This window comes from Acidocella sp. C78, assembly GCF_907164655.1.
Genome location: NZ_CAJQZK010000021.1, coordinates 39,629 through 59,501, shown reverse-complemented (window position 1 = coordinate 59,501; position 19,873 = coordinate 39,629). Strand labels below are relative to the sequence as shown.

Here is a 19,873-nt window from a genome sequence, read left to right as displayed (position 1 = left end):
GGCGCGACATCGTGCCGGGAAACTACCTCGTCCTGCGCTGGGCGATCTCGATCGTCGTGCTCGCCGTGCTGATCGTCGCGCTGTTCATCGAGGCGGTGGGCATGCGCCAGGGCTGAGCCCGGCGGATGAACGAAATTTCACCAGGCAGTAAAGCAGCATCGCCGAATTCCGCCGCATTTCCCTGACAGTTTACGAGCATCGATCAGGAGATGCCCACATGAAGCGAACCAGCATCATCGTCGGCGGCGCGATGGCCGCCTGTGTCGCCTTTGCCGCGACCGGCGTCGCCCGTGCGGACTGGGATGGCGGCCCGAGCTTTTCGATCGGCTTCGCCGGCCCACCGGCTTATTACGCGCCACCGCCGCCGCCGGTCTATTACGCGCCGCCGCCGCCACCCGGCTATTACGCGCCGCCGCCGCCCGCCTATTATGCTCCGCCGCCTCCGGCCTATGTTGCGCCGGCTTTCCCGGCAGGCCTGTCCTTCGGCTTCACCCTGCCGCTCGGCGGCGACCACGATCACTGAAGCCGCATCCGATCCGGGAGGGGCGGATGCGGGTTTCCAACCACGCCAGCATCACACCGGCGGCTCACCCCGAACCGGCGTGATCCCCTCGGCCGCGATCAGCGCCTCGGCCGCGCCGATCGCGGCCTCCAGCGCCTCGACATCCGTGCCCTTGACGACAACGGCGACCCCGCTGCCCGATTCACGGTAGAACGGATAGCTGCCGACATCGACCTGCGGATACCGCGCCTGGATCGCCGATAGCCCGGCGGCGATGCTGCCTTCCTTCACCCCAAGCCGTGAACAGCCCGCATCGCGATCGGCGTGCCACGCGCCAGCACCGTTTCCAGCCCCGCGAACATCGCCTGCATGATCCGCGGCACGCCGGCCATCACATGCACATTGCCGATGGAGAACCCCGGCGCGATCGAGACCGAATTCGGGATCGGCACGGCGCCGCGCGGCAGCATCGCCATGCGCTGCCGCGCCTCGTTGAACTGCTCACGTCCGAGATGCCGCTCCAGCGCATCCCAGCTCTCCTGGTGCTTTTCCCAGGGCACGCCGAAAGCGGCGGCGATGCATTCGCTGGTGATGTCGTCATGCGTCGGCCCGATACCGCCGGTGGTAAACACGTTGTCATAGGCGGCGCGCAGTTCATTGACCGCGCGGACGATCCGCTCGGCGACATCCGGCGCCACCCGTACCTCTTCCAGCCGGTGGCCGAGCGCGGCCAGCCGGCCGGCGATGAATTTCGTGTTCACGTCCTGCGTGCGGCCGGAGAGGATCTCGTTGCCGATGATCAGGATGGCGGCGGTGGGGTTGCTGGACATACAGGTCTCCCGGATCACAGAAAATCGCGCAGCAGTGGGAGCAGCGGGCGGTCGGCCGGCGGCATCGGATATTCGTCGAGGCGGTCCGGCGGCACCCAGGCCAGCGCCTGGCCCTCGCGCGGCTCGGGCGTGCCGCTCCAGCGGCGGGCGAGATAGAGCGGCATCAGCAGATGGAACTGGTCATAGGCGTGCGAGGCGAAGGCGAACGGCGCGACATCCTCCTCGCGGAGCCGAATGCCGAGTTCCTCCTCCATCTCGCGCACCAGCGCCTGTTCCGGGGTTTCGCCGGGGGCGAGCTTGCCGCCCGGAAACTCCCACAACCCCGCCATCTTCTTCCCCGGCGGGCGGCGGGCGAGCAGGATTCGTCCCTCGATGTCGACCAGCGCGCAGGCGGCCACGAGCACCAACGGCTTCGCGGCGGCGGCGACAGCCACCGGCTCGGGGCGGCAAGATGGCGCAGCGCCAGCGCCTCCCGCGTGATCGCATAATGCACCACCGGCAGGCTCGCGCCGGGCTGGCCGATGAATTTCGCATGGCCCCGGCCCGTCGCGCTGAACCCGGCGCCTTCGAGCAGCGCGATCGAAGCTGCGTTGTCGGCGGCCACCGTCGCCTCGATCGTGGAGATCGGCAGCTCGGCGAACCCCCAGTGCAGCAGCTCGGCGACGGCCGCCCGGCATGACCGCGGCGCCAGAAACGGCGGCCGATCCAGTAGCCCAGCGCGGCGCTGCCCGCGCGGCATCGAGCCGTAGCCCGGCGCTGCCGATCATGCCGCCATCCGCGTCGACAATCGCGAACTCATGGGCGCGTCCGGCCGCACGGTCGGCCACCGCGGCGGCCACCCACGCCTCGGCCGTCTCCAGCGGATAGGGAAACGGCGCCTCCGGTAGCCGGCGGCAAATGTCCCAGTCGTTGATGAGCTGGTGGAAGCGGGCGGCATCCTCCTGCGCGAGCGGCCGCAGCACGGCCGTTCCAACGGCGTCCCTGGTGGCGATGTCCGGCACGAAAAACCCCCGCACTGTCTCCTGACCGCTTCGGGATAGCTTGTCCGGCGCGCGGCCGAAAGGGCGATCCACGGTTTGACGGTTGATTTGCCGGCCGCGGACGCGCAATTCTTCCAGCATGGACACCGCGACCCATAAAGCCGAAGAAATCCTCAGCGCCGCCGCCGGCCGGGCGCGCGCCGCGATTCGCAGCCTTGCGGCGATGCCGGCGACCCGGCGCGATGGCGCGCTGCGCGCCGCCGCGGCCGAGCTGCGAATCCACGCCGTGAACATCCTCGCCGCCAATGCCCGCGACCTCGACAGTTTCGCGGGATCGCCGGCGATGCGTGACCGGTTGCTGCTGAACGAGGCGCGCATCGAGTCGATCGCCGCCGGCATCGAGGCGATCGCCGACCTGCCCGACCCGCTCGCAGGCAGCCTCGCCGAATGGACGCGGCCCAACGGCCTCGTGATTCGCCGCGTGCCGCAGCCACTCGGCGTGATCGGCATGATTTATGAAAGCCGCCCCAATGTCGGCGCCGATGCGGCGGCAATCTGCATCAAGTCGGGCAATGCGGTGATCCTGCGCGGCGGCTCGGAAAGCTATCATTCGAACACCGCGATCTATCTCGCGATGACCAAGGGGCTGCGCCAGGCCGGGTTTCCCGATGGCTCCGTGCAGATCGCCCCGAATATCGACCGCGCCTTCGTCGCGGCGATGCTGGGCGCGTCCGGGCAGATCGACCTCATCATCCCGCGCGGCGGCAAGTCGCTGGTCGAGCGGGTGCAGCGCGAAGCCCGGGTGCCCGTGCTTGCCCATGCCGAGGGACTCAACCACACCTACATCCACGCCGAGGCCGATCTCGAAATGGCCCGATCCGTTCTCGCCAACGCGAAAATGCGGCGCACCGGCATCTGCGGCGCCACTGAAACCCTGCTGATCGACGCAGCCATCGCCCCTGCCGTGCTGCCGCATCTCATCGAGGATCTCGCCGCCCTGGGCTGCACTTTCCGCGCCGATGACCGCGCGCGGGCGATCGTGCCGCACCTTCCGGCCGCCGGACCCGACGATTTCAACACCGAGTGGCTCGATTCGGTGCTCTCGGTCAGCGTCGTCGACGACATTGACGCCGCGCTCGACCATATCGCCCGGCACGGCTCGTCGCATACCGAGGCGATCATTACCGAAAACGCCGATGCCGCCGCCCGCTTCCTCGCCGGCACCGACAGCGCGGTGGCGATGTGGAACGCCTCGACCCAGTTCTGCGACGGCGGCGAATTCGGCTTCGGCGCCGAGATCGGCATCGCCACCGGGCGAATCCATGCCCGCGGCCCGATCGGCCCGGCGCAACTGACGACATTCCGCTATCACGTCGTCGGCACCGGCCAGGTGCGTCCCTGAGCAAAGACCGGCTGCCGCGCTTCGGCGACCGCAGGCCGCTGCGCATCGGCCTGCTCGGCGGCAGCTTCAACCCCGCGCATGAAGGCCATCGTCACGTCGCGACAGCAGCGCGGCGCGCCCTGCGGCTCGATCAGGTCTGGCTCATGGTCTCGCCCGGCAACCCACTGAAAAGCCGCGCCGATATGGCCCCCTTCGCCGAACGCCTCGCCTCCGCGGCGCGCCTCGCCGATGGACGACGGCTGGTGGCGACCGGGATCGAAGCCGCGCTCGGCACCCGCCGGACGGCCGACACCCTGACCCAGCTCCGCCGCCGCTTTCCCCGCGCAAACTTCGTCTGGATCATGGGAGCCGACAACCTCGCCCAGCTCCCCCGCTGGCACCGTTGGCGGGACATCGCCGCCGGCGTGCCGATCGCCGTGCTGCCGCGGCCGGGCGAAACGCGCGCCGCGCTGGCCGGGCGGGCCGCCGATGTGCTACGGCATGCGCGGATCGCCGCACGTTCGGCGGCAGCCCTCGCCGGCAGCCCGCCGCCGGCCTGGACCTGGCTGCCCGCGCGCGAAAATCCGTTATCAGCCACCGCGCTGCGCGCCCGTGCCCGCAAGGCCCGCGCGTCGCACGGCATTCAAGGAGACCGGCCATAGCCCGCCCGCCGACCCGCCCGACCCCGCCCGCCACCGCATCGCGCAAGCCGGCGCCGAAGCGCAAACCGCCGCTTCCCGCCGAGGTTGCGCCCAAAGCCCCCGGAACCCCGCGCAAGAAGGCCGCCATCGCCGGCCCCGCGCCGCAAGCCGCCCGCATCCGCCGCAGCGCGGACAAGGCGGCCGAACGGCTCGCGCAGATGGAACAGGTCATCACCGAGAGCCTCGCCGACGACAAGGCCGAGGATATCGTGACGATCGACCTTGCCAGCCGCGCCAGCTTCGCCGACCGCATGGTGGTCGCCACCGGGCTTGCAGACCGGCAGATCGCCGCGATGGCGACCCATTTGCTCGAGAAGCTCGCCGCGATCGGCGTCAAGCGTGTGCAAGTCGAAGGCGCCGGCGGATCGGACTGGGTGCTGGTCGATGCCGGCGACATCGTCGTCCATCTCTTCAAGCCGGAAGCCCGCGAGCTCTACGCGCTCGAAAAGATGTGGAGTGCGGATCTGGACGAACCGGCTTGACGGTTGCGGGCGCCCGGTTGCGCATCGTCGCGATCGGGCGCGACACCAGGGGGCCGGAGGCCGACCTCGTCGCCCGCTACGCCGAACGGCTTCAGCCACGGCCGGAAATCGTTTCCCTGCCGGACGGCACCGGCAGCCCGGCCGAGATCAAGCGGCGCGAGGCCGATGCCATCCTCCGCCGCCTTACCGCCGACGATCTGGTCATCGCCCTCGATCTCGATGGCAAGACGCCTGACAGCGCCGCCTTCGCCGCGATGCTCGCCTCCTGGCGCGAATCCGGCCGGCCGCTGGCCTTCGTGATTGGCGGCGCCGAGGGGCTGGAGCGGCGCATCATCGAACGCGCGGATGCTGTGCTGTCACTTGGCCGGCTGACCCTGCCCCATCTTCTCGCCCGCGCAGTTCTCGCAGAACAGCTCTACCGGGCACAATGCATCCTCACCGGGCACCCCTATCACCGGGCGGGGCGGCCATGAAGACAACATGATTGACTTGCCTCTCCGGTGAGGCTACCTCAGCGCCAGCCATGGGGCGGCGTAGCTCAGCGGTAGAGCAGGGGAATCATAATCCCTTGGTCGGTGGTTCAAATCCGCCCGCCGCTACCACGGCTTTCAATTCCATTTTTGTTTTGGCTTGTGAGCAGATCCCGGTTTAGCCGCGTCTGTGTCAATTGTATTCGACTGTTTGTGGATCGTGTAACTGTCGCACAGCGCAGAACTTGACCTGCCGTCCACGATGATGACTTTGAATCGCTGTCGATATTGACATCAATCGGTAAAACCCGAGCCGTATGACAGATTGACGAGGCTTGCCCGCCGACAGGAGCGGCTTCGCCTAGGTTCTGGACTCAACTGATCCAAGATGTGACGGCGAGGACGAGGCAGATACCTGCGAGGAAATTTCGTGCGGTTTTGTCGTAGCGTGTGGCGATGGCGCGCCAGTCCTTGAGCCTGCAGAAGGCGCGTTCGATGAGATTGCGCTTTCTGTAGGCGACGGGGTCGAAGGGCGGAATGGCGCGGCGGTTGGGCATGGGCGAGATCACGGGCCTGGTGCCTTGGCGGGTGAGGAAGGCGCGCAGGTCATCGGCGTCGTAGGCTTTGTCGGCGATCAGCTCTTCTGGTGGCGGTATTGTGGGCAGAAGCGCCCTGGCGCCGCTGATGTCGGAGGCCTGTCCCGGCGTCAGGAGGAGTGCGGCGATGCGTCCCTGCTCATCCGCGACGGCGTGGATCTTGGTCGTCCGTCCACCCCTCGACCGGCCGATAGCCTGGCTTTGCGCCCCCCTTTACCGCCCGCGGCCGCGCGATGTGCCCGAACCGAGGTGCTGTCCACCATGGCGATGCGCGGCGGATACGCGCAGGCGACCAGGGCCGCAAAGATCTCCTGCCAGAGGCCACGCTGGCTCCAGCGGTTGAACCGGTTGAACACCGTGGTTCGTGGCCCATAGGCCTCAGGAAGCGCTCGCCATCGCAAGCCCTCGCGAAAGCGATGCAGGATGCCGCTCAGCACCCGGCGGTCATCAACCCGAGGCTTGCCGCCAAGCTTCGGCAGCAATGGTTCGATCGCAGCCCATTGCGTGTCGTTCAGCCAGAAAAGTTCCGCCATGTTCCAAGTCCTCCAAACAGACTTGAATCAGACGCTCCGTAGTCATGGCAATAGGTACAGAACCTAGAGCATCATCCGATCAGATGGAGTCATCTGATCGGATAAAGATGCTCTGATTATCAATATCATAGAGCACTACATCCGATCCGGATGGATCGGAAAGTGCTCTAGATGACGAGCCCGCCCTTGCGGTCAGCGCCTCTACCGCAAAATCAGAACGGGACGATATCGTCGAGAATCTGCTGACCGTAGCGAGGCGATTGCTGTCCGCTGACAATGCCGCGGCCGCCATAGGATATCCGCGCTTCGGCCAGTTGGTTCGACTGGATGGTGTTGCTGCTCGAAATATCCTGCGGCCGGCAAATGCCGGAGACGGTCAAAACCCGCAATTCATGATTGACCCGCATTTCCTGCTTGGCCATCACCACGAAATTTCCATCCGGCAGTACCTGGGTGATCTCGCCCGCAAGCGAGAGCGAAACCGCTTCGTTGCGCTGGATCTGCCCGGTGCCGGTCGAATTGCCGGCGCTGGACACCGACACAAGGCTCGACGGGCTGACAGCCTTGCCGATCACCCGTGGGATCAGGCTCTCCAGACCGAACAGGTTCGGCACGCCGAGGGATTCCGACCCGGTTCGACCAAGTGTCGTCTGGTCTTTCAGATTGGCATTGTCATTGATGTTGATCAGGATGGTGATGATATCGCCAACCTGTGAAGCCCGCTGATCCTTGAAGAATGCGCGCGCGCCCCGCCGCCAGAGACTGTCGGGCTCGGTCGGCGCCTTCCGAAGCGGCGGCATCGGCATGCTCACAGGACGCCACGATGGCTCCTTGGTCGGATTGACGATGGGCGACATCGGCGGCGGCCGGCCGACATAGGCGAGGTTCGAAAACGTGCCGCAGCCCTGCAATAGCGATACGGCGGCAAAAACGGAGATCCTCAGCCCGCGTCGACGCTGTTTCGACAGGAAGACGAGAAAGGGTTCAGCCATTCTGTCCGACCATGCGGTTGTAATATGGCACCGTTCCGTTCTGCGGCGTGGGATGGCTGCCGGGGATGACGTGGGCATGATTCTGGCCATCCACCACGGCCTGCACCACCTCGCGCGAGCTGGGGTTCAAAACCGGGATCACCGCACCTTCCGGGCCAGAAGCCAGCGCGACACCCTCGGCGGTCACTTCAAGACCGGGCGTCTCGACCGCGAGGCTGACCGTCGCCCCACGGGTAACCATCATGACCCGGGCGATGTTTTGCCGGCTCAGCGGGGTGCCCGCAGCAAGGCGGCGGCTGATCTGCATGCCGAGAACCTCGGATGCGCTGGTCAGCATGCCCTGTGGCAATGCCGCCCTCGCGACCCATGCCATCTTGACGTCATTGATGGTGACGACATCGCCGGGTTGTAGCGTATGACGGGCGACAATCACCCGCTCGGCGGGTGCCGCGATTCCGGAAATATCGAAGCTTTCTGGCTTCATGCCCGTGGCGCTGATCAGGACGGAGGCGGCGAACTGACCATTGACCTGATCGTAGCGAATATTGTTGACCACGATATCAGGCAGCGCGCCGGGCGGGATCATCGGCAGGCGATCGGAGCCCAGCTGAACCACGAAATGATCAGGCGCCCCCGCGCCGAGCAGGGCGGGCCGCAACGCGCGCGTGATCGAAGCAGCCCGGACCGGCACGCCCGGGCGCTCGATGACCACGACATTGTCGGGGCCACCGCCCGTCCAGCCGACGCCATAGGCACGGGCAATGGCCGAGAGCTGCGCTCCGCCCACCTCGATACGCTGACCCGGCGCAGGGGCTGGGCCCAGCACATCCTTGGCCTTCGGCCCCGCATCGCTGAACAGATCCTGGAGCTGAACGACGGAGCGGTTGATCGTGACGATCCCGCGCGGCGCCGGCGCCGCGACCGCGACACCGGCGGCAAGGCCGATCATGACGGTCAGAACCGCAATCGTGCGTCCGGTCGATCGGGGCATGTCGCAATCCTCAGAGTTGCGTCAGGGTCTGAAGCATCTGGTTGGTTGCGGTGACGACCTGGCTGTTCATGTCGTAGGCGCGCTGGGCAGTGATGAGATCGGTCACTTCACTGACAACGTTGACATTCGAGTTCTCGACGAAGCCCTGCATCACCGTTCCGAAACCAGGGGCGCTGGGCGCGCCGGTCACCGGGTTGCCGGAGGCGGCGGTCTGGAGGAAGAGGTTCCCCCCCTGCGCGGCAAGACCGGCATCGTTGGGAAAGACTGCGAGCTGCAACTGACCAACCGTTTGCGGCGCGGTCTGCCCAGGCAGCGAGACCTGAACCTGGCCGGAGGCGTTGATCGTGACATTCGTGGCGTTTGTCGGAACCTGGATGCCCGGCTGCACGATATACCCATCCGCCGTCACGATCGTGCCATTCGGCGACAGCCCGAACGTGCCATCGCGCGTGTAGGCGAGCTGGCCGGAGGGCAGGGTCACCTGGAACCATCCGTTCCCGGAAATCGCCATGTCGAGCGTGTTGTTCGTCTGCTGAAGATTGCCCTGCTGATCGATCCTGTAGATCGCGGCGGTCTTCACGCCGAGGCCGATCTGGGTGCCGGAGGGCACGATCGTGCCGGCATCCGAACTGTTCGACCCCGCACGCCGCAGATCCTGATACAGCAGGTCCTGGAAGGCGACCCGCTGGGCCTTGTAGCCCGTGGTCGTCATGTTCGCGATATTGTTGGAAATGACTTCCACATTGGTCTGCTGGGCCTGCATACCGGTGGCGGCGATGTCGAGTGCGCGCATTCTTGCTTTCCTGTCAGGACAGTGGCGTCAGCTGGTCGTGCCGCCGAGGATCTGGGAGATGGCGGTCTGGCTGCGGCTCTTCTCGGAGGTCAGGAACTGGGCGAGCATCTCGTAGTTCCGGCTGGCCTGGATCATGTTGGTGATTTCCGTGACCGGCTGGACATTCGATTCCTCGATCGCCCCCTGCACGATCTGCGGGTTGGGCGATGGAATCGGCGGAGTTGTCGTCTGGAAGAGATTGGCGCCCTGGGCAGTCAGGGTTTGCGGGTTCGCAACGGTGACAACGCCGACCTGCCCGATAATGCCCTGCTGGGTGCTGACCGTCCCATCGGCCGCGATGGTCAGCGCGCCGCTCTGCGGCGGCACCGTGATGGGCTGACCGTTCGTGCTGAGAAGACTGTAGCCATCGGCATTGGCGATCGTGCCGTCGGGCATCAGGTTGAACTGCCCGTCCCGCGTCAGGCGGGGACCGTTCGGGGTCTGGACGGTGAAATAGCCGCCGGCCGGAAGTGCGAGATCGAGAGGATTGCCGGTGTTGCGGATGGTCCCCGGCTGCGCGTCGCGCCACGTGCCGTTGGCCTGGGTATAGGCTTGGGTGGACCCGCCGGGCGGCGCGGTAACGCCGCGCATGTGATCGAGCCAGGATGTCGAGGCGAGGTGCAGCGACTGATAGCCGGGCGTGGACGCATTGGCGATGTTGTTCGCGATCACGTCGACATCGCGGGATGCCGTCAGCATGCGCGAAAGAATGATCGTGCTGGTATTCTGCATCCTGACCTGTCACCCTTTTGGGACGTCACACCGGAACGTGCAGGGAAACAATGGCGGTTAAAGCTTAATGTTCGGCTAAGCAGGCGAATAAATTTGCCCCGCCACCATCGCGATATCGGGATTGACGCCCGCCCGAAAAAGAACAAAATAAGAACAAAGGACAGGATCATGACCAATGTGGCGCTATTTTCCGGCCTGCCATGCCCGGAGATCCAGCCGGGGACGGTGCATGAAATCGCCGGCGATCAATCCATCATGAGTTTCGCGGCGTTACTGCTTGGCCGCACGCGAGGCGCGCCGGTCTGCTGGGTCGGCACCTCGGTCGATCTCTATCCGCCGGGGCTCGCCGGGCTGGCGCTCGATCCCGGCCGGCTCGTGCTTGCCGAGGCGGAGCGGGAGCAAGACCGACTGGCGCTGCTCGAAACCGCCCTGGCCGGTGGCCTGCACGCGGCTGGGCCGGTGGAGCGGATCTCCCGTCTCGCGGTGCGCCGCCTCGCACTGGCGGCACGGCGGGGCCAGGCTGTCGGGCTGGTGCTGAACATGGGAAAGGCAAGTGATTCCAATGCGTTCTCGACGAGATGGCGAATTGGCGCAGAACCTTCCGGGCCGGATGGCGCGCGGCGCTGGCGGGCCGAGTTGCTGCATGCGCGCGGCGTGCCGCCGGGCGCCTTCGGCCTAGAGCTGGGCCATGACGGAGCGACGCATGCTTTCGATCTGGCTGGCGGCGGGATTGCCCGCCAGCAACCCCTCAGACGCGCCAGCTGAGCGCGCCCTCGATCAGCTCGCCCTGCGCTGCCAGGGCTTCACGCCGCTGGTGGCGCCGGACCCGCCGGATGGTCTCCTGCTCGACATCACCGGCTGCGCCCATCTGTTTGGCGGCGAGGCCAGGCTGTGCGCGCGGATCGGAGCCATGCTGCCCGGCGCCCGGATCGCGATCGGCGGCACCGCGATGGCGGCGCGGGCGCTGGCCCGGCACGGCATAACGTCGGACGCCAGACTCGACACTCTGCCGGTGACAGCTCTTGGGCTGGAAGCACCGGTTGCGCGGCGGCTGCACCGGCTTGGAATCAGACGGATCGGCGCGCTGACGCGCCTCTCGCGCAGCGAGATCCGGGCCGGTTTCAGCGAAGACCTGCTGCTCAGACTCGACCGCCTGCACGGAAGGGTCGCCGAGCCGCTGCATTTCCTGCCGCCGCCGGCCGCATGGCGCGAGGCGGAATCGCATCACGAGCCACTGCTGACGGCCGAACAACTGCGGGCGGCGCTGGCCCGGCTTGTCATCCGCCTCTGCGACAGGCTGGAGGCGGCCGAATGCGGCCTGACGATTTTGCAGGTCCGGTTCCGGCGGGTCGATGCGCGCGTGGTCGGGGAGACGATCGGCTTCGCAGCCCCCGCGCGCGATGCGCCGCATATCTGCCGCCTGCTGGCCGAGCGTCTGAACCGGGTCGATCCGGGATTCGGCGTGGAAGGCCTGGAGATCGAGGGAGAGGTGGCAGCACTGCCAGCGGGACAGCCGGAGCTGGGCGGCGCTTTTCGGCCGGAACACACCCAAACCTTCGACCTTCTGGCCACCCGGGCCCGGCTGTCGCGGCTGGCGCCAGTGGCGAGCCATGTGCCGGAGCGCGCGATGCGCCGGATTCCGGTAACGGAACCGCCGCCAGGCTGGCCACCCGCCGGCCATCCACGGCCGGTCCGGCTGTTCGTCCGCCCCGAGCGGATCGAGGTGATCGCGCCGGTGCCCGACGATCCGCCGCTGCTGATGCGATGGCGCGGAGCCAGCCATCGCATCACCCGCGCCACCGGGCCGGAGCGGATCGCACGCGAATGGTGGCGTCACGAATCCCCTGAGGCAGCCGGCCGCGCCGAGGTGGAGATGCTGCGCGACTATTACGCGATCGAGGATGAGGCGGGGCAACGTTTCTGGGTGTTTCGCACCGGGCTGCACGGCGGCGCGCGGCCGCCCCGATGGTTCATCCACGGGGTATTCTGATGACAGAATATGCCGAGCTTGCCGCCGCCAGCGCGTTCAGCTTCCTCGAAGGCGCGTCGCACCCGCAGGAACTGGTCGACCAGGCCCTGTTCCTCGGCCATGCGGCGCTGGGCATCGCGGACCGGAACACCGTCGCCGGCGTGGTGCGCGCGCATGTCGCGGCGAAGCGGCGCGGTCTGCGCCTGCTGGTCGGCAGCCGGCTAGGCTTCGAGGATGGACCGGACGTCATCGCCTATCCGCGCGACCGCGAGGGCTGGGGTCGGCTCTGCCGGCTGCTCAGCCTCGGCAAGGGGCGGGCAGCGAAAAGCGGCTGCCGGCTTCGCCTCGACGATCTGGAGGACCAGGCGGCCGGGATGGCGCTGATCGTGATGCCGCCGCCCTGGCCCGATGCCGCCTTCGCCGCCAGCCTCGACCGGATCGCCGGCTTCGGCGCCCTGGTCTGGCTCGGGGCGGCGCGCCGCTATGCGCCGGACGACGCCGCGCGGCTGGAGGCGCTCGCCGCCCTGGCCGGACGGCGGCGGCTGGTGGCGGTGAACGACGTGCTGTATCACGCGCCCTCGCGCCGGCCGTTGCAGGACGTGATGCGCTGCATCCGCCATGGCTGCACGATCGCCGAGGCCGGTCTGCGCCTCGAGCCGCATGGCGAGCGCCACCTCAAGCCGGCCGCCGAGATGGCCCGGCTGTTCCGCGGATATGAAGGGGCGATCGCGGCTCAGGCCGAGATTCTGGAAGCTGTAGGCTTCACCCTTGGCGACATACACTATGAATATCCCGACGAGCCGGTGCCGCCGGGCAAAACCCCCGACGGCCATCTCGCCGACCTCGCCTGGGCGGGAGCGGCGATCCGCTATCCCGGCGGCGCGCCGGCGGCGATCACCGCGACGATCCGCCGCGAGCTCGACCTGATCGCCCAGCTCGGCTACGCGCGCTATTTCCTGACCGTGAACGATATCGTCGGCTTCGCCCGGCGGCAGGGGATTCTCTGCCAGGGGCGCGGCTCGGCGGCGAATTCGGCGGTCTGCTACGCGCTCGGCATCACCGCGGTCGATCCCGCCGAGATCGACCTGCTGTTCGAGCGCTTCGTCTCGGCCGAGCGGGGCGAGCCGCCGGATATCGACGTCGATTTCGAGCATGAGCGGCGCGAGGAGGTGATTCAGTATATCTATGGCCGCTACGGCCGCGCGCGGGCGGCGATCGCGGCGGCGGTGATTCACTATCGGCCGCGCAGCGCGATCCGCGATGTCGGCAAGGCGCTCGGCCTGGAAGCGGCGACGATCGAGACGCTGGCGGCGCAAAGCTGGAATCCGGGCGATGCGCTGTGGTCGGACGAGCGGCTGCGCGAGGCCGGGCTCGATCCGGCCTCGCCGGACCTGCGGCGGGCCATCGGCCTCGCGCGCGAGCTGGTCGACCTGCCGCGGCATCTGTCCCAGCATGTCGGCGGGTTCGTGCTGACGCGCACCCGGCTCGACGAGATCGTGCCGGTCGGCCCGGCCGCCATGGCGGAGCGCAGCTTCATCGAATGGGACAAGGACGATATCGACGCGCTGGGGCTGATGAAGGTCGACGTGCTGGCGCTGGGCATGCTCACCTGCATCCGCAAATGCTTCGCCCTGCTGGGGATCGCCGATCTGGCCGACGTGCCGCGCGAGGACCCGCGCGTTTACGACATGCTGTGCCGGGGAGATGCGCTCGGCGTGTTCCAGGTGGAAAGCCGGGCGCAGATGAACATGCTGCCGCGGCTGCGGCCGCGCACCTTCTACGACCTGGTGATCGAGGTCGCGATCGTCCGGCCGGGGCCGATCCAGGGGGATATGGTGCATCCGTATCTGCGGCGGCGGAACGGGCTGGAGGCGACGAACATGCCCTCGCCCGCCCTGCGCGCCGTCCTCGGCAAGACGCTCGGCGTGCCGCTGTTCCAGGAGCAGGCGATGCGGATCGCCATCGAGGCGGCCGGCTTCACGCCCGGCGAGGCCAACGAACTGCGCCGCGCCATGGCGACCTTCCGCAGCCCCGGCGCGATCGAGCGATTCTTCACCCGGATGGTCGAGGGCATGGTCGCGCGCGGCCATGAGCGCGATTTCGCGGAGCGCTGCTTCCGCCAGATCGAGGGTTTCGGCACTTACGGGTTTCCCGAAAGCCATGCCGCGAGCTTCGCGCATCTGGTCTATGTCTCGGCCTGGCTGAAATGCCACCACCCGGCGGAATTCGCCGCCGCTTTGCTGAACTCGCAGCCGATGGGGTTCTACCAGCCGGCGCAGATCGTGCGCGATGCGCGCGAGCACGGCATCGCCGTCCGCGCCGCCGATGTGGCGGCGAGTGCGTGGGACTGCACGGTGGAAAACGGGGCGCTGCGGCTCGGCCTGCGGATGATCAGGGGCTTCAGGGCCGACTGGGCGGCACGGATCGACGCCCTGCGGGCCGAGAGGCGAATCGGCCTGCCCGAACTTGCGTCGCTGCCAAAAGCCACACTCGAAGCGCTGGCCGAGGCCGGCGCCCTGCGGTCTCTGGGCATGGGGCGGCGCACCGCGCTCTGGCAGGCCGGCCTGGTGGACAATGCGCCCCCTTCCCCGCTCGGGCCGCTTTCCTGCCCTGCCGCCGCCCCGAACTGCCCCTGATGCAGCACGGCGAGCACGTGGCCGCCGACTATCGCGCCACCGGCCTGTCCCTGCGCGCGCATCCACTAGGCTTGCTGCGAAGCCATCCCCGGCTGCGCGCACCATCACCTGCAAGGACATGGACGAACGCGTCCAAGACGGCGGCCAGGTCCGCCTTGCCGGCCTGGTCACGGTGCGCCAGCGCCCCGGCAGCGCCAAGGGGACCGTATTCATCACGATCGAGGATGAAACCGGCATCGCCAACCTGATTGTCTGGCCCGCCCGCGTCGAGGCACTGCGACAGGAGATCGTCTCCGCCCGGCTCCTCGGCGTGCGAGGCCGGGTGCAACGCGGCGTCGAGAGGGATGTCACGATCGTGCATGTTCTGGTCGATACGCTTGCCGATTTATCGCCCCTGCTCGACCGGCTCGACCGGCTCGACCCGCCAGAGGCAGCGAGCGAGGCGGGCGGTCAAGGGAAATCGAGGCCGGAACGGCGAACAGCGCCACGAAGCCGTGATTTTCACTGATGCCCAAACGGAACATAACCATCCATTAATATTCATCCAAGATAATCGCCTCAGAGGATCAGAGGACAATCTATGGCCAAGCCACCGACAGCCGCAAAAAATGCAGCCGACGAAACCTTGCCCGAAGCCGAGGGCGAGGCGGTGCCGGCAAAGCCGTCAAAGCGCAAGCTGATCTTCATCGGCGGTGCGGTCGCCGCGTTTCTGCTGCTGATCGGCGGCCTGTGGATCACCGGTATCCTGCCGCGCATGCTCGGGGAGAGACCACCGCCGAAAGTAACCGGGCCGGTTTACGTCAAAATCCCGGAAATCGTCGCGAATCTCGACGTCCCCAATGGCCAGGACTCCTATGTGAAACTTGAAGCCACCATCGAACTTGCGGATCAGAAATCCGCAAAAATCGCGACGGCCGACATGCCCCGCATCGTCGATGTGTTCCAGACCTATCTCCGTGCCATGCGTCCAGGCGAACTGCGCGGCGCATCCGGCACCTACCGCCTGCGGGAAGCCCTGATCGATCGCGTCGAGGTGGCGACGGCGCCTGCCGTGGTGAAAGACATCCTGTTTCAGGAACTGATCGTTCAATAATACTGATATCTACCAGCGTCGAAGCAAAAATTGTCGAAATGGTGAAAAAATGCTGACCTATATCCTGACTTATGGCGCATGGGGATTTCAGAGCGTATTATTTGGAGTTCTTGTTTTCACGCTGGTTTATGCACGCCGCCTGGACAAATCCATTCTCCAGATGCGCGCCGATCGCCATGCCCTGCAGGAACTGGTCGACCAGATCGGCACATCGGTCAGCTCCGCCATATCCGCCACCGAACGTCTGAAGGAGCAGGCCGGCCAGAGTTTCACCGCCCTGGAGGAGGCGTGCAAGGCCGCCGCCGCCTCCACCACCCGTCTCGACGAACTGATCAGCCAGGCCAATATCGCCGCGGACACCCAAAAGCGCGCCGAGAGCAAGGAGGGCTTCGATATGTCCGATACGTCTGCGGCCGTGATCGACCTGAAGCCTCAAGACGCCGTAGCTTCGCCGCGCGGGGTGCTGATGGCAAAACCAAACCCCCTGCACCGTTCGAACCAATCCCGGCGCCCCGCGAAGCTGCAAAGCAGAGCCGAGCGCGACCTTGCCCGGATGCTGCTAGATGCCACCTGATGAGCTGCAATCCCGCGGACTGCCACGCCTACTGCCGATCGTGACGTTTTGTCTGTGCGGAACCATTCTCTTCAAGTCGGCCGGGCTTGTGGATGCAGCTTTCGCGGGCGCCTCAACGTCCGAAAAGGCGTCCACAAGCCTTCACCAGGCCCAGGACAAGCATTCCGGAACAAAGAGCGGGAATTCCGCTCCCTCGGCCTACGAACCCGTGGCCAACTGGAAAGACAAGCCCCCGCCTCCTCCTCTCTGCAAGCCAGACCCTCTGGACCAGACCGGCGAACGCAAGCTTTTGCTTCAACTCAAGCAACGGGCCGAGCAGCTTGATTCGCGCGCCGCGGCACTGAACCGCCAAGAGGCGGAACTGGCCGTGGAAAAGGAAGCCATCGCCAAGCAAATAGCGGCGATCAAGCCGCTGGCGCAGAAGCTTGAGCAGATCAATGCCGCTCACAAAGCCGCAGATCAAAAGAAATGGACCGCTTTGGTTTCAACCTACGAAACGATGGATCCCCGGAGCGCTGCACGCATATTTGACGGTCTCGATCCCAAAATCGTCCTGAATGTGATCCAGCGCATGAGCAGCCGAAAATCGGCGCCCATTCTGGCCGACATGAGCCCAGAAAAGGCACAAATCGTCACAGAGAAGCTCGCCGGCATGACGGCCATGACGCCCAAGCCTCAACCAGTCGCATCCCTTCTGCCTGATGGTGCACCATGACCCGCTCCCGCATGGCCGCTGCCAACAGGAAAAAATTCAGATATGTCGCCTATATATCGCTTGCGCTCGGCGGAGGTATTCCGCACGCAGCCTTCGGCAATTCATCGTCATACTGGTTTCGTATCCTGGTGCCGGATAACCTGGTGCCCGCCAATGTCGGACAATCCATTTTCGAAGAGGGAGGCAATTCTTATCTGGTATTGGCTGGCAGCTTTCCAATAAAAGCATATGCGCTCAAAAAAATAACTGGCAATCAGAAAGCCGCCGTCATTCATCTTCAGAATTCCACAGTTCTCAAGATACCGACACCTGCAGGGCAATCATTATCGACGCAGGCCGGCAACAGCTCAATCCATGTCAACCTGACCCAATCGGCGCCCCAAAACAACGTCAAGATTTCTTTCGACAAGGGCTTTATAAACCTCGGTTGCACCGATGCCGGGCCCATCGTCACAATGGCCGATCCACAAACCGGAAGACCCTTGTTGATCGGTACCGTGACCGGGACAACGGCCTTGAGCGACGCGCCAAGCGGGCCAGGATACAGGTTTTTGCCAACATCCCGAGGCATTGCCGTCATCGCATCGTCCGATGAGGTCGCGCTGTCCCGTCAAGCTGGCGGGTTCAGCCTGGGCTCCCTGAAAGCCGGCACCGGTCTGCCAATCGGTAATCCGCTTCTGGTTCCTCCCCTTACTGCGGCTTCAAGAACACCCGATGGCCTTGATCTTCCACGTTACAATCTGATCGGCCTACGACAGCGACTAGGGCTGCAACGCATCGCCGTGACCCAGGCGCCGGCTCTCGATAAAGAAGAAGCAACATTCAAGCTGGTTCGGGTGATGCTCGCACTCGATATGGGCCCCGAAGCCATCGGCGCACTTGACCGGCTTGCGCAAACTCAACCACTGATTACAGAAGGCGAGCAATGGAACCTTTTGCACTCCGTCGCGAATATCATTTCCAATAACCCCGCGGGGGCACTAGATAATCTCGGAAAAATCAAAAATAATTCAAAAATAAAAGACACACTAAGCGCCTTGGCATACGCCAAGAAAGGCAAATATAAAAAGTCCATCAATGGAATAAAGTCTGGAATAAATTATATATTATCTCTTCCGACACTAATAAGAAATGGTATTCTTCCAACCGTTGCAAAATCACTTATAAATACAAGTAATTTTGATACATTCAAGAAATATATGAATTTTTTTCCAAAAAACTCAATATTTAATTTTTATATTGGGAACTATTATGAAAAAAATGGCAATCTCAATAAGGCAATTTCTATCTACAACAATATCCTTCACACGCGAAATAATAAAGCATTTGGACTTGCCAATTCACATAAGATATATCTCGAATACAAAACACATAAATTAAGCGCACATTCCGCAGCCGATCAGCTATTGCGTCATGTTTATGACTGGAGAGCGGCGAAGCACGAATTAAATCTTCGCATGGAGGTGGCAAAATTGTATGCAAAAGCCAATGATTGGCCCTCCGCGATGTCAGAACTCAAGCATGATTTAATGCTATTTCCCAGCAAATCCAACAAAATCAATCGCCTTCGACAAAAATTATTTTCAGATCTAACGAGTTCCAACCAGTTATCCAAGCTCGGGCCATTAGGGTCAGCATCGATCCTCCAAGATAATATTGACCTTATTCCAAAAAATAATAATGAGTTAAAATATGTGAAATATATGATAAATAATTTTAATCAATTAGGGCTTCCAGAAAACTCAATTCCTGCGCTTGAATATCTCATACAAAAAAATGAAAAACCAGAAAATCTGCCTTCACTTGGACTAATGTTGGCAAATGAACAATTCAAGAATAATCAATTCAATTTTGCAAAGAAAACACTAGATAAAACGAACGGATTATCCAATAACGACGACATAATTCAGAAAAGACGCACGTTATACAAGCTCATTTCAGAAAAACTGAATCCAACTGTAACGAACCACCCTTCCAGCAAAAAGAGTCACCTGATTGCTGAAGCAGATCACTCGCACACGCAAAAAAACTGGCAAACTGAAGAAGAAAGACTCTCTAACTATGCATCAAAATATCTCAAAAATATAAATAAATTGAACAAGAAACAGTCAGATATTATAAACCAGCTCGCGACAGCGGCTTATAAAAACAATGACAAAAAAACAATTGATAATTTGCGCCAAACCTATCTCAATCGGATACTTCCTGGACCAGAATCAGCACTATTTCAAATAATAACTAGCGAGCCTATTTCTAAAAATTCAGATCTTCAGGATGCAATAAGGAAGATTAAATCCCTTGAAGATGTCACAAAGTGATTCTTATTTATATGACGCGATTCCCGTCCGATTTTCAATATGAAAATTTTTGCAGTTTTTAAGGTCGCGAACCGAAACCCAACATCTCTATCCCAGGATGATGCTCTGGACGGGCGCCCAAAGGCCACAAAAACCGTCTTTCAGCGGCGTCAATTGGTTTGTCGTTGATACTAGCTTCGCGGCGTCTCATCAGGCCATTTTCATCAAATTCCCACTGTTCGTTGCCATAGGCCCGAAACCACTGGCCATCTGCACACCGGTATTCATACTGAAACCGCACAGCGATACGATTATCGGTAAATGCCCAAAGCGCCTTGGCAAGCCTATATTCCAGCTCCCTTTCCCACTTTCGTTGGAGAAACGCGATAATCGAAGTGCGCCCCACGAAAAATTCATCTCTGTTGCGCCAGGCGCTGTCTTCAGTATACGCGCCAGCCACGCGCACAGGATCTCGGGAGTTCCAAGCATCTTCCGCAAGACGAACTTTCAACGCCGCGCTTTGCGAATCAAAAGGTGGAAAAGGGGGCTTCTGGACGGTCACGGCAA

Annotated in this window: 19 protein-coding genes, 1 tRNA gene and 4 pseudogenes; 14 read left to right on the top strand and 10 right to left on the bottom strand. The window is 63.5% G+C overall.

Annotated elements, in window-relative coordinates:
- The first annotated feature begins 217 nt into the window (after positions 1 to 217).
- A complete protein-coding gene (locus ACIDOCELLA78_RS000000108685) occupies positions 218 to 523 on the top strand; it encodes a hypothetical protein (protein ID WP_201729240.1) in 306 nt (101 codons plus the stop codon).
- A 51-nt stretch (positions 524 to 574) separates the two neighbouring features.
- Here the strand turns inward: ACIDOCELLA78_RS000000108685 and ACIDOCELLA78_RS000000108680 are convergent.
- From ACIDOCELLA78_RS000000108680 to ACIDOCELLA78_RS000000108665, 4 pseudogenes are all read right to left on the bottom strand, one after another.
- Positions 575 to 1,332 (bottom strand): annotated as a pseudogene (locus tag ACIDOCELLA78_RS000000108680) (competence/damage-inducible protein A).
- A gap of 14 nt (positions 1,333 to 1,346) precedes the next feature.
- Positions 1,347 to 1,670 (bottom strand): annotated as a pseudogene (locus tag ACIDOCELLA78_RS000000108675) ((deoxy)nucleoside triphosphate pyrophosphohydrolase); the annotation flags it as partial.
- Between the two features lie 272 nt (positions 1,671 to 1,942).
- Positions 1,943 to 2,071 (bottom strand): annotated as a pseudogene (locus ACIDOCELLA78_RS000000108670) (hypothetical protein); the annotation flags it as partial.
- Positions 2,072 to 2,084: 13 nt separating this feature from the next.
- Positions 2,085 to 2,453, bottom strand: a pseudogene (locus ACIDOCELLA78_RS000000108665) (GNAT family N-acetyltransferase; N-acetyltransferase); the annotation flags it as partial.
- On the opposite strand from ACIDOCELLA78_RS000000108665, the gene ACIDOCELLA78_RS000000108660 reads away from it, so the two are divergent.
- The 5 genes from ACIDOCELLA78_RS000000108660 (at position 2,452) to ACIDOCELLA78_RS000000108640 (ending at position 5,478) form a co-directional block, all read left to right on the top strand.
- Positions 2,452 to 3,714 (top strand): glutamate-5-semialdehyde dehydrogenase, encoded by a 1,263-nt coding sequence (locus ACIDOCELLA78_RS000000108660; RefSeq protein ID WP_201729239.1) that lies wholly within the window; start codon positions 2,452 to 2,454, stop codon positions 3,712 to 3,714. The pseudogene ACIDOCELLA78_RS000000108665 and the gene ACIDOCELLA78_RS000000108660 sit on opposite strands and share 2 nt — an antisense overlap.
- Entirely contained in the window at positions 3,672 to 4,355 is a 684-nt protein-coding gene (locus ACIDOCELLA78_RS000000108655; RefSeq protein ID WP_307850923.1) for a nicotinate-nucleotide adenylyltransferase, read from the top strand. The genes ACIDOCELLA78_RS000000108660 and ACIDOCELLA78_RS000000108655 overlap by 43 nt, the downstream gene beginning before the upstream one ends.
- A gap of 155 nt (positions 4,356 to 4,510) precedes the next feature.
- Positions 4,511 to 4,876 carry a ribosome silencing factor gene (rsfS, locus tag ACIDOCELLA78_RS000000108650; RefSeq protein WP_374223260.1) on the top strand — a complete coding sequence of 122 codons (366 nt, stop codon included), beginning with the start codon at positions 4,511 to 4,513 and terminating at the stop codon, positions 4,874 to 4,876.
- Positions 4,873 to 5,349, top strand: coding sequence for a 23S rRNA (pseudouridine(1915)-N(3))-methyltransferase RlmH (locus tag ACIDOCELLA78_RS000000108645; RefSeq protein ID WP_249676289.1), 477 nt, complete (start codon positions 4,873 to 4,875; stop codon positions 5,347 to 5,349). The genes rsfS and ACIDOCELLA78_RS000000108645 overlap by 4 nt, the downstream gene beginning before the upstream one ends.
- A gap of 54 nt (positions 5,350 to 5,403) precedes the next feature.
- Positions 5,404 to 5,478, top strand: a tRNA-Met gene (locus tag ACIDOCELLA78_RS000000108640).
- Positions 5,479 to 5,720: 242 nt separating this feature from the next.
- Here ACIDOCELLA78_RS000000108640 and ACIDOCELLA78_RS000000108635 read toward each other — a convergent pair.
- The 5 genes from ACIDOCELLA78_RS000000108635 to flgF form a co-directional block, all read right to left on the bottom strand.
- A protein-coding gene (locus ACIDOCELLA78_RS000000108635; RefSeq protein ID WP_374223207.1) for an IS5 family transposase occupies positions 5,721 to 6,475 on the bottom strand; the annotation gives its coding sequence in 2 pieces (ribosomal slippage) (positions 5,721 to 6,152 and positions 6,155 to 6,475; 753 coding nt in all).
- A 212-nt stretch (positions 6,476 to 6,687) separates the two neighbouring features.
- A complete protein-coding gene (gene flgH / locus ACIDOCELLA78_RS000000108630) occupies positions 6,688 to 7,467 on the bottom strand; it encodes a flagellar basal body L-ring protein FlgH (RefSeq protein ID WP_201729244.1) in 780 nt (259 codons plus the stop codon).
- Entirely contained in the window at positions 7,460 to 8,458 is a 999-nt protein-coding gene (flgA, locus tag ACIDOCELLA78_RS000000108625; RefSeq protein ID WP_201729238.1) for a flagellar basal body P-ring formation chaperone FlgA, read from the bottom strand. Before flgA ends, flgH begins: the two co-directional genes overlap by 8 nt.
- 10 nt (positions 8,459 to 8,468) lie before the next feature.
- Positions 8,469 to 9,251, bottom strand: coding sequence for a flagellar basal-body rod protein FlgG (gene flgG, locus ACIDOCELLA78_RS000000108620; protein WP_201729237.1), 783 nt, complete (start codon positions 9,249 to 9,251; stop codon positions 8,469 to 8,471).
- A 27-nt stretch (positions 9,252 to 9,278) separates the two neighbouring features.
- Positions 9,279 to 10,022, bottom strand: coding sequence for a flagellar basal-body rod protein FlgF (gene flgF / locus ACIDOCELLA78_RS000000108615; RefSeq protein ID WP_201729236.1), 744 nt, complete (start codon positions 10,020 to 10,022; stop codon positions 9,279 to 9,281).
- Positions 10,023 to 10,190: 168 nt separating this feature from the next.
- Between flgF and ACIDOCELLA78_RS000000108610 the strand changes: the two genes are divergently transcribed.
- The 8 genes from ACIDOCELLA78_RS000000108610 (at position 10,191) to ACIDOCELLA78_RS000000108575 (ending at position 19,327) form a co-directional block, all read left to right on the top strand.
- Entirely contained in the window at positions 10,191 to 10,787 is a 597-nt protein-coding gene (locus ACIDOCELLA78_RS000000108610; RefSeq protein WP_249676284.1) for an ImuA family protein, read from the top strand.
- Entirely contained in the window at positions 10,726 to 12,012 is a 1,287-nt protein-coding gene (locus tag ACIDOCELLA78_RS000000108605) for a DNA polymerase Y family protein (protein WP_201729235.1), read from the top strand. The genes ACIDOCELLA78_RS000000108610 and ACIDOCELLA78_RS000000108605 overlap by 62 nt, the downstream gene beginning before the upstream one ends.
- On the top strand, positions 12,012 to 14,627 hold the full coding sequence (locus tag ACIDOCELLA78_RS000000108600) for an error-prone DNA polymerase (RefSeq protein WP_249676280.1): 2,616 nt from the start codon (positions 12,012 to 12,014) through the stop codon (positions 14,625 to 14,627). The genes ACIDOCELLA78_RS000000108605 and ACIDOCELLA78_RS000000108600 overlap by 1 nt, the downstream gene beginning before the upstream one ends.
- Before the next feature lie 118 nt (positions 14,628 to 14,745).
- Positions 14,746 to 15,135 (top strand): OB-fold nucleic acid binding domain-containing protein, encoded by a 390-nt coding sequence (locus tag ACIDOCELLA78_RS000000108595; protein ID WP_249676277.1) that lies wholly within the window; start codon positions 14,746 to 14,748, stop codon positions 15,133 to 15,135.
- Positions 15,136 to 15,252: 117 nt separating this feature from the next.
- Positions 15,253 to 15,720, top strand: coding sequence for a flagellar basal body-associated FliL family protein (locus tag ACIDOCELLA78_RS000000108590; RefSeq protein ID WP_249676274.1), 468 nt, complete (start codon positions 15,253 to 15,255; stop codon positions 15,718 to 15,720).
- A 49-nt stretch (positions 15,721 to 15,769) separates the two neighbouring features.
- Entirely contained in the window at positions 15,770 to 16,294 is a 525-nt protein-coding gene (locus ACIDOCELLA78_RS000000108585) for a DUF6468 domain-containing protein (protein ID WP_201729233.1), read from the top strand.
- Positions 16,284 to 17,009: a hypothetical protein gene (locus ACIDOCELLA78_RS000000108580; protein ID WP_201729232.1), complete on the top strand. Its 726-nt coding sequence runs from the start codon at positions 16,284 to 16,286 to the stop codon at positions 17,007 to 17,009. The genes ACIDOCELLA78_RS000000108585 and ACIDOCELLA78_RS000000108580 overlap by 11 nt, the downstream gene beginning before the upstream one ends.
- Positions 17,006 to 19,327, top strand: a complete 2,322-nt coding sequence (locus ACIDOCELLA78_RS000000108575; RefSeq protein WP_201729231.1) for a hypothetical protein — start codon at positions 17,006 to 17,008, stop codon at positions 19,325 to 19,327. The genes ACIDOCELLA78_RS000000108580 and ACIDOCELLA78_RS000000108575 overlap by 4 nt, the downstream gene beginning before the upstream one ends.
- 58 nt (positions 19,328 to 19,385) lie before the next feature.
- On the opposite strand, the gene ACIDOCELLA78_RS000000108570 is transcribed toward ACIDOCELLA78_RS000000108575, so the two are convergent.
- Entirely contained in the window at positions 19,386 to 19,868 is a 483-nt protein-coding gene (locus ACIDOCELLA78_RS000000108570) for a nuclear transport factor 2 family protein (RefSeq protein ID WP_201729230.1), read from the bottom strand.
- Positions 19,869 to 19,873 lie beyond the last annotated feature (5 nt).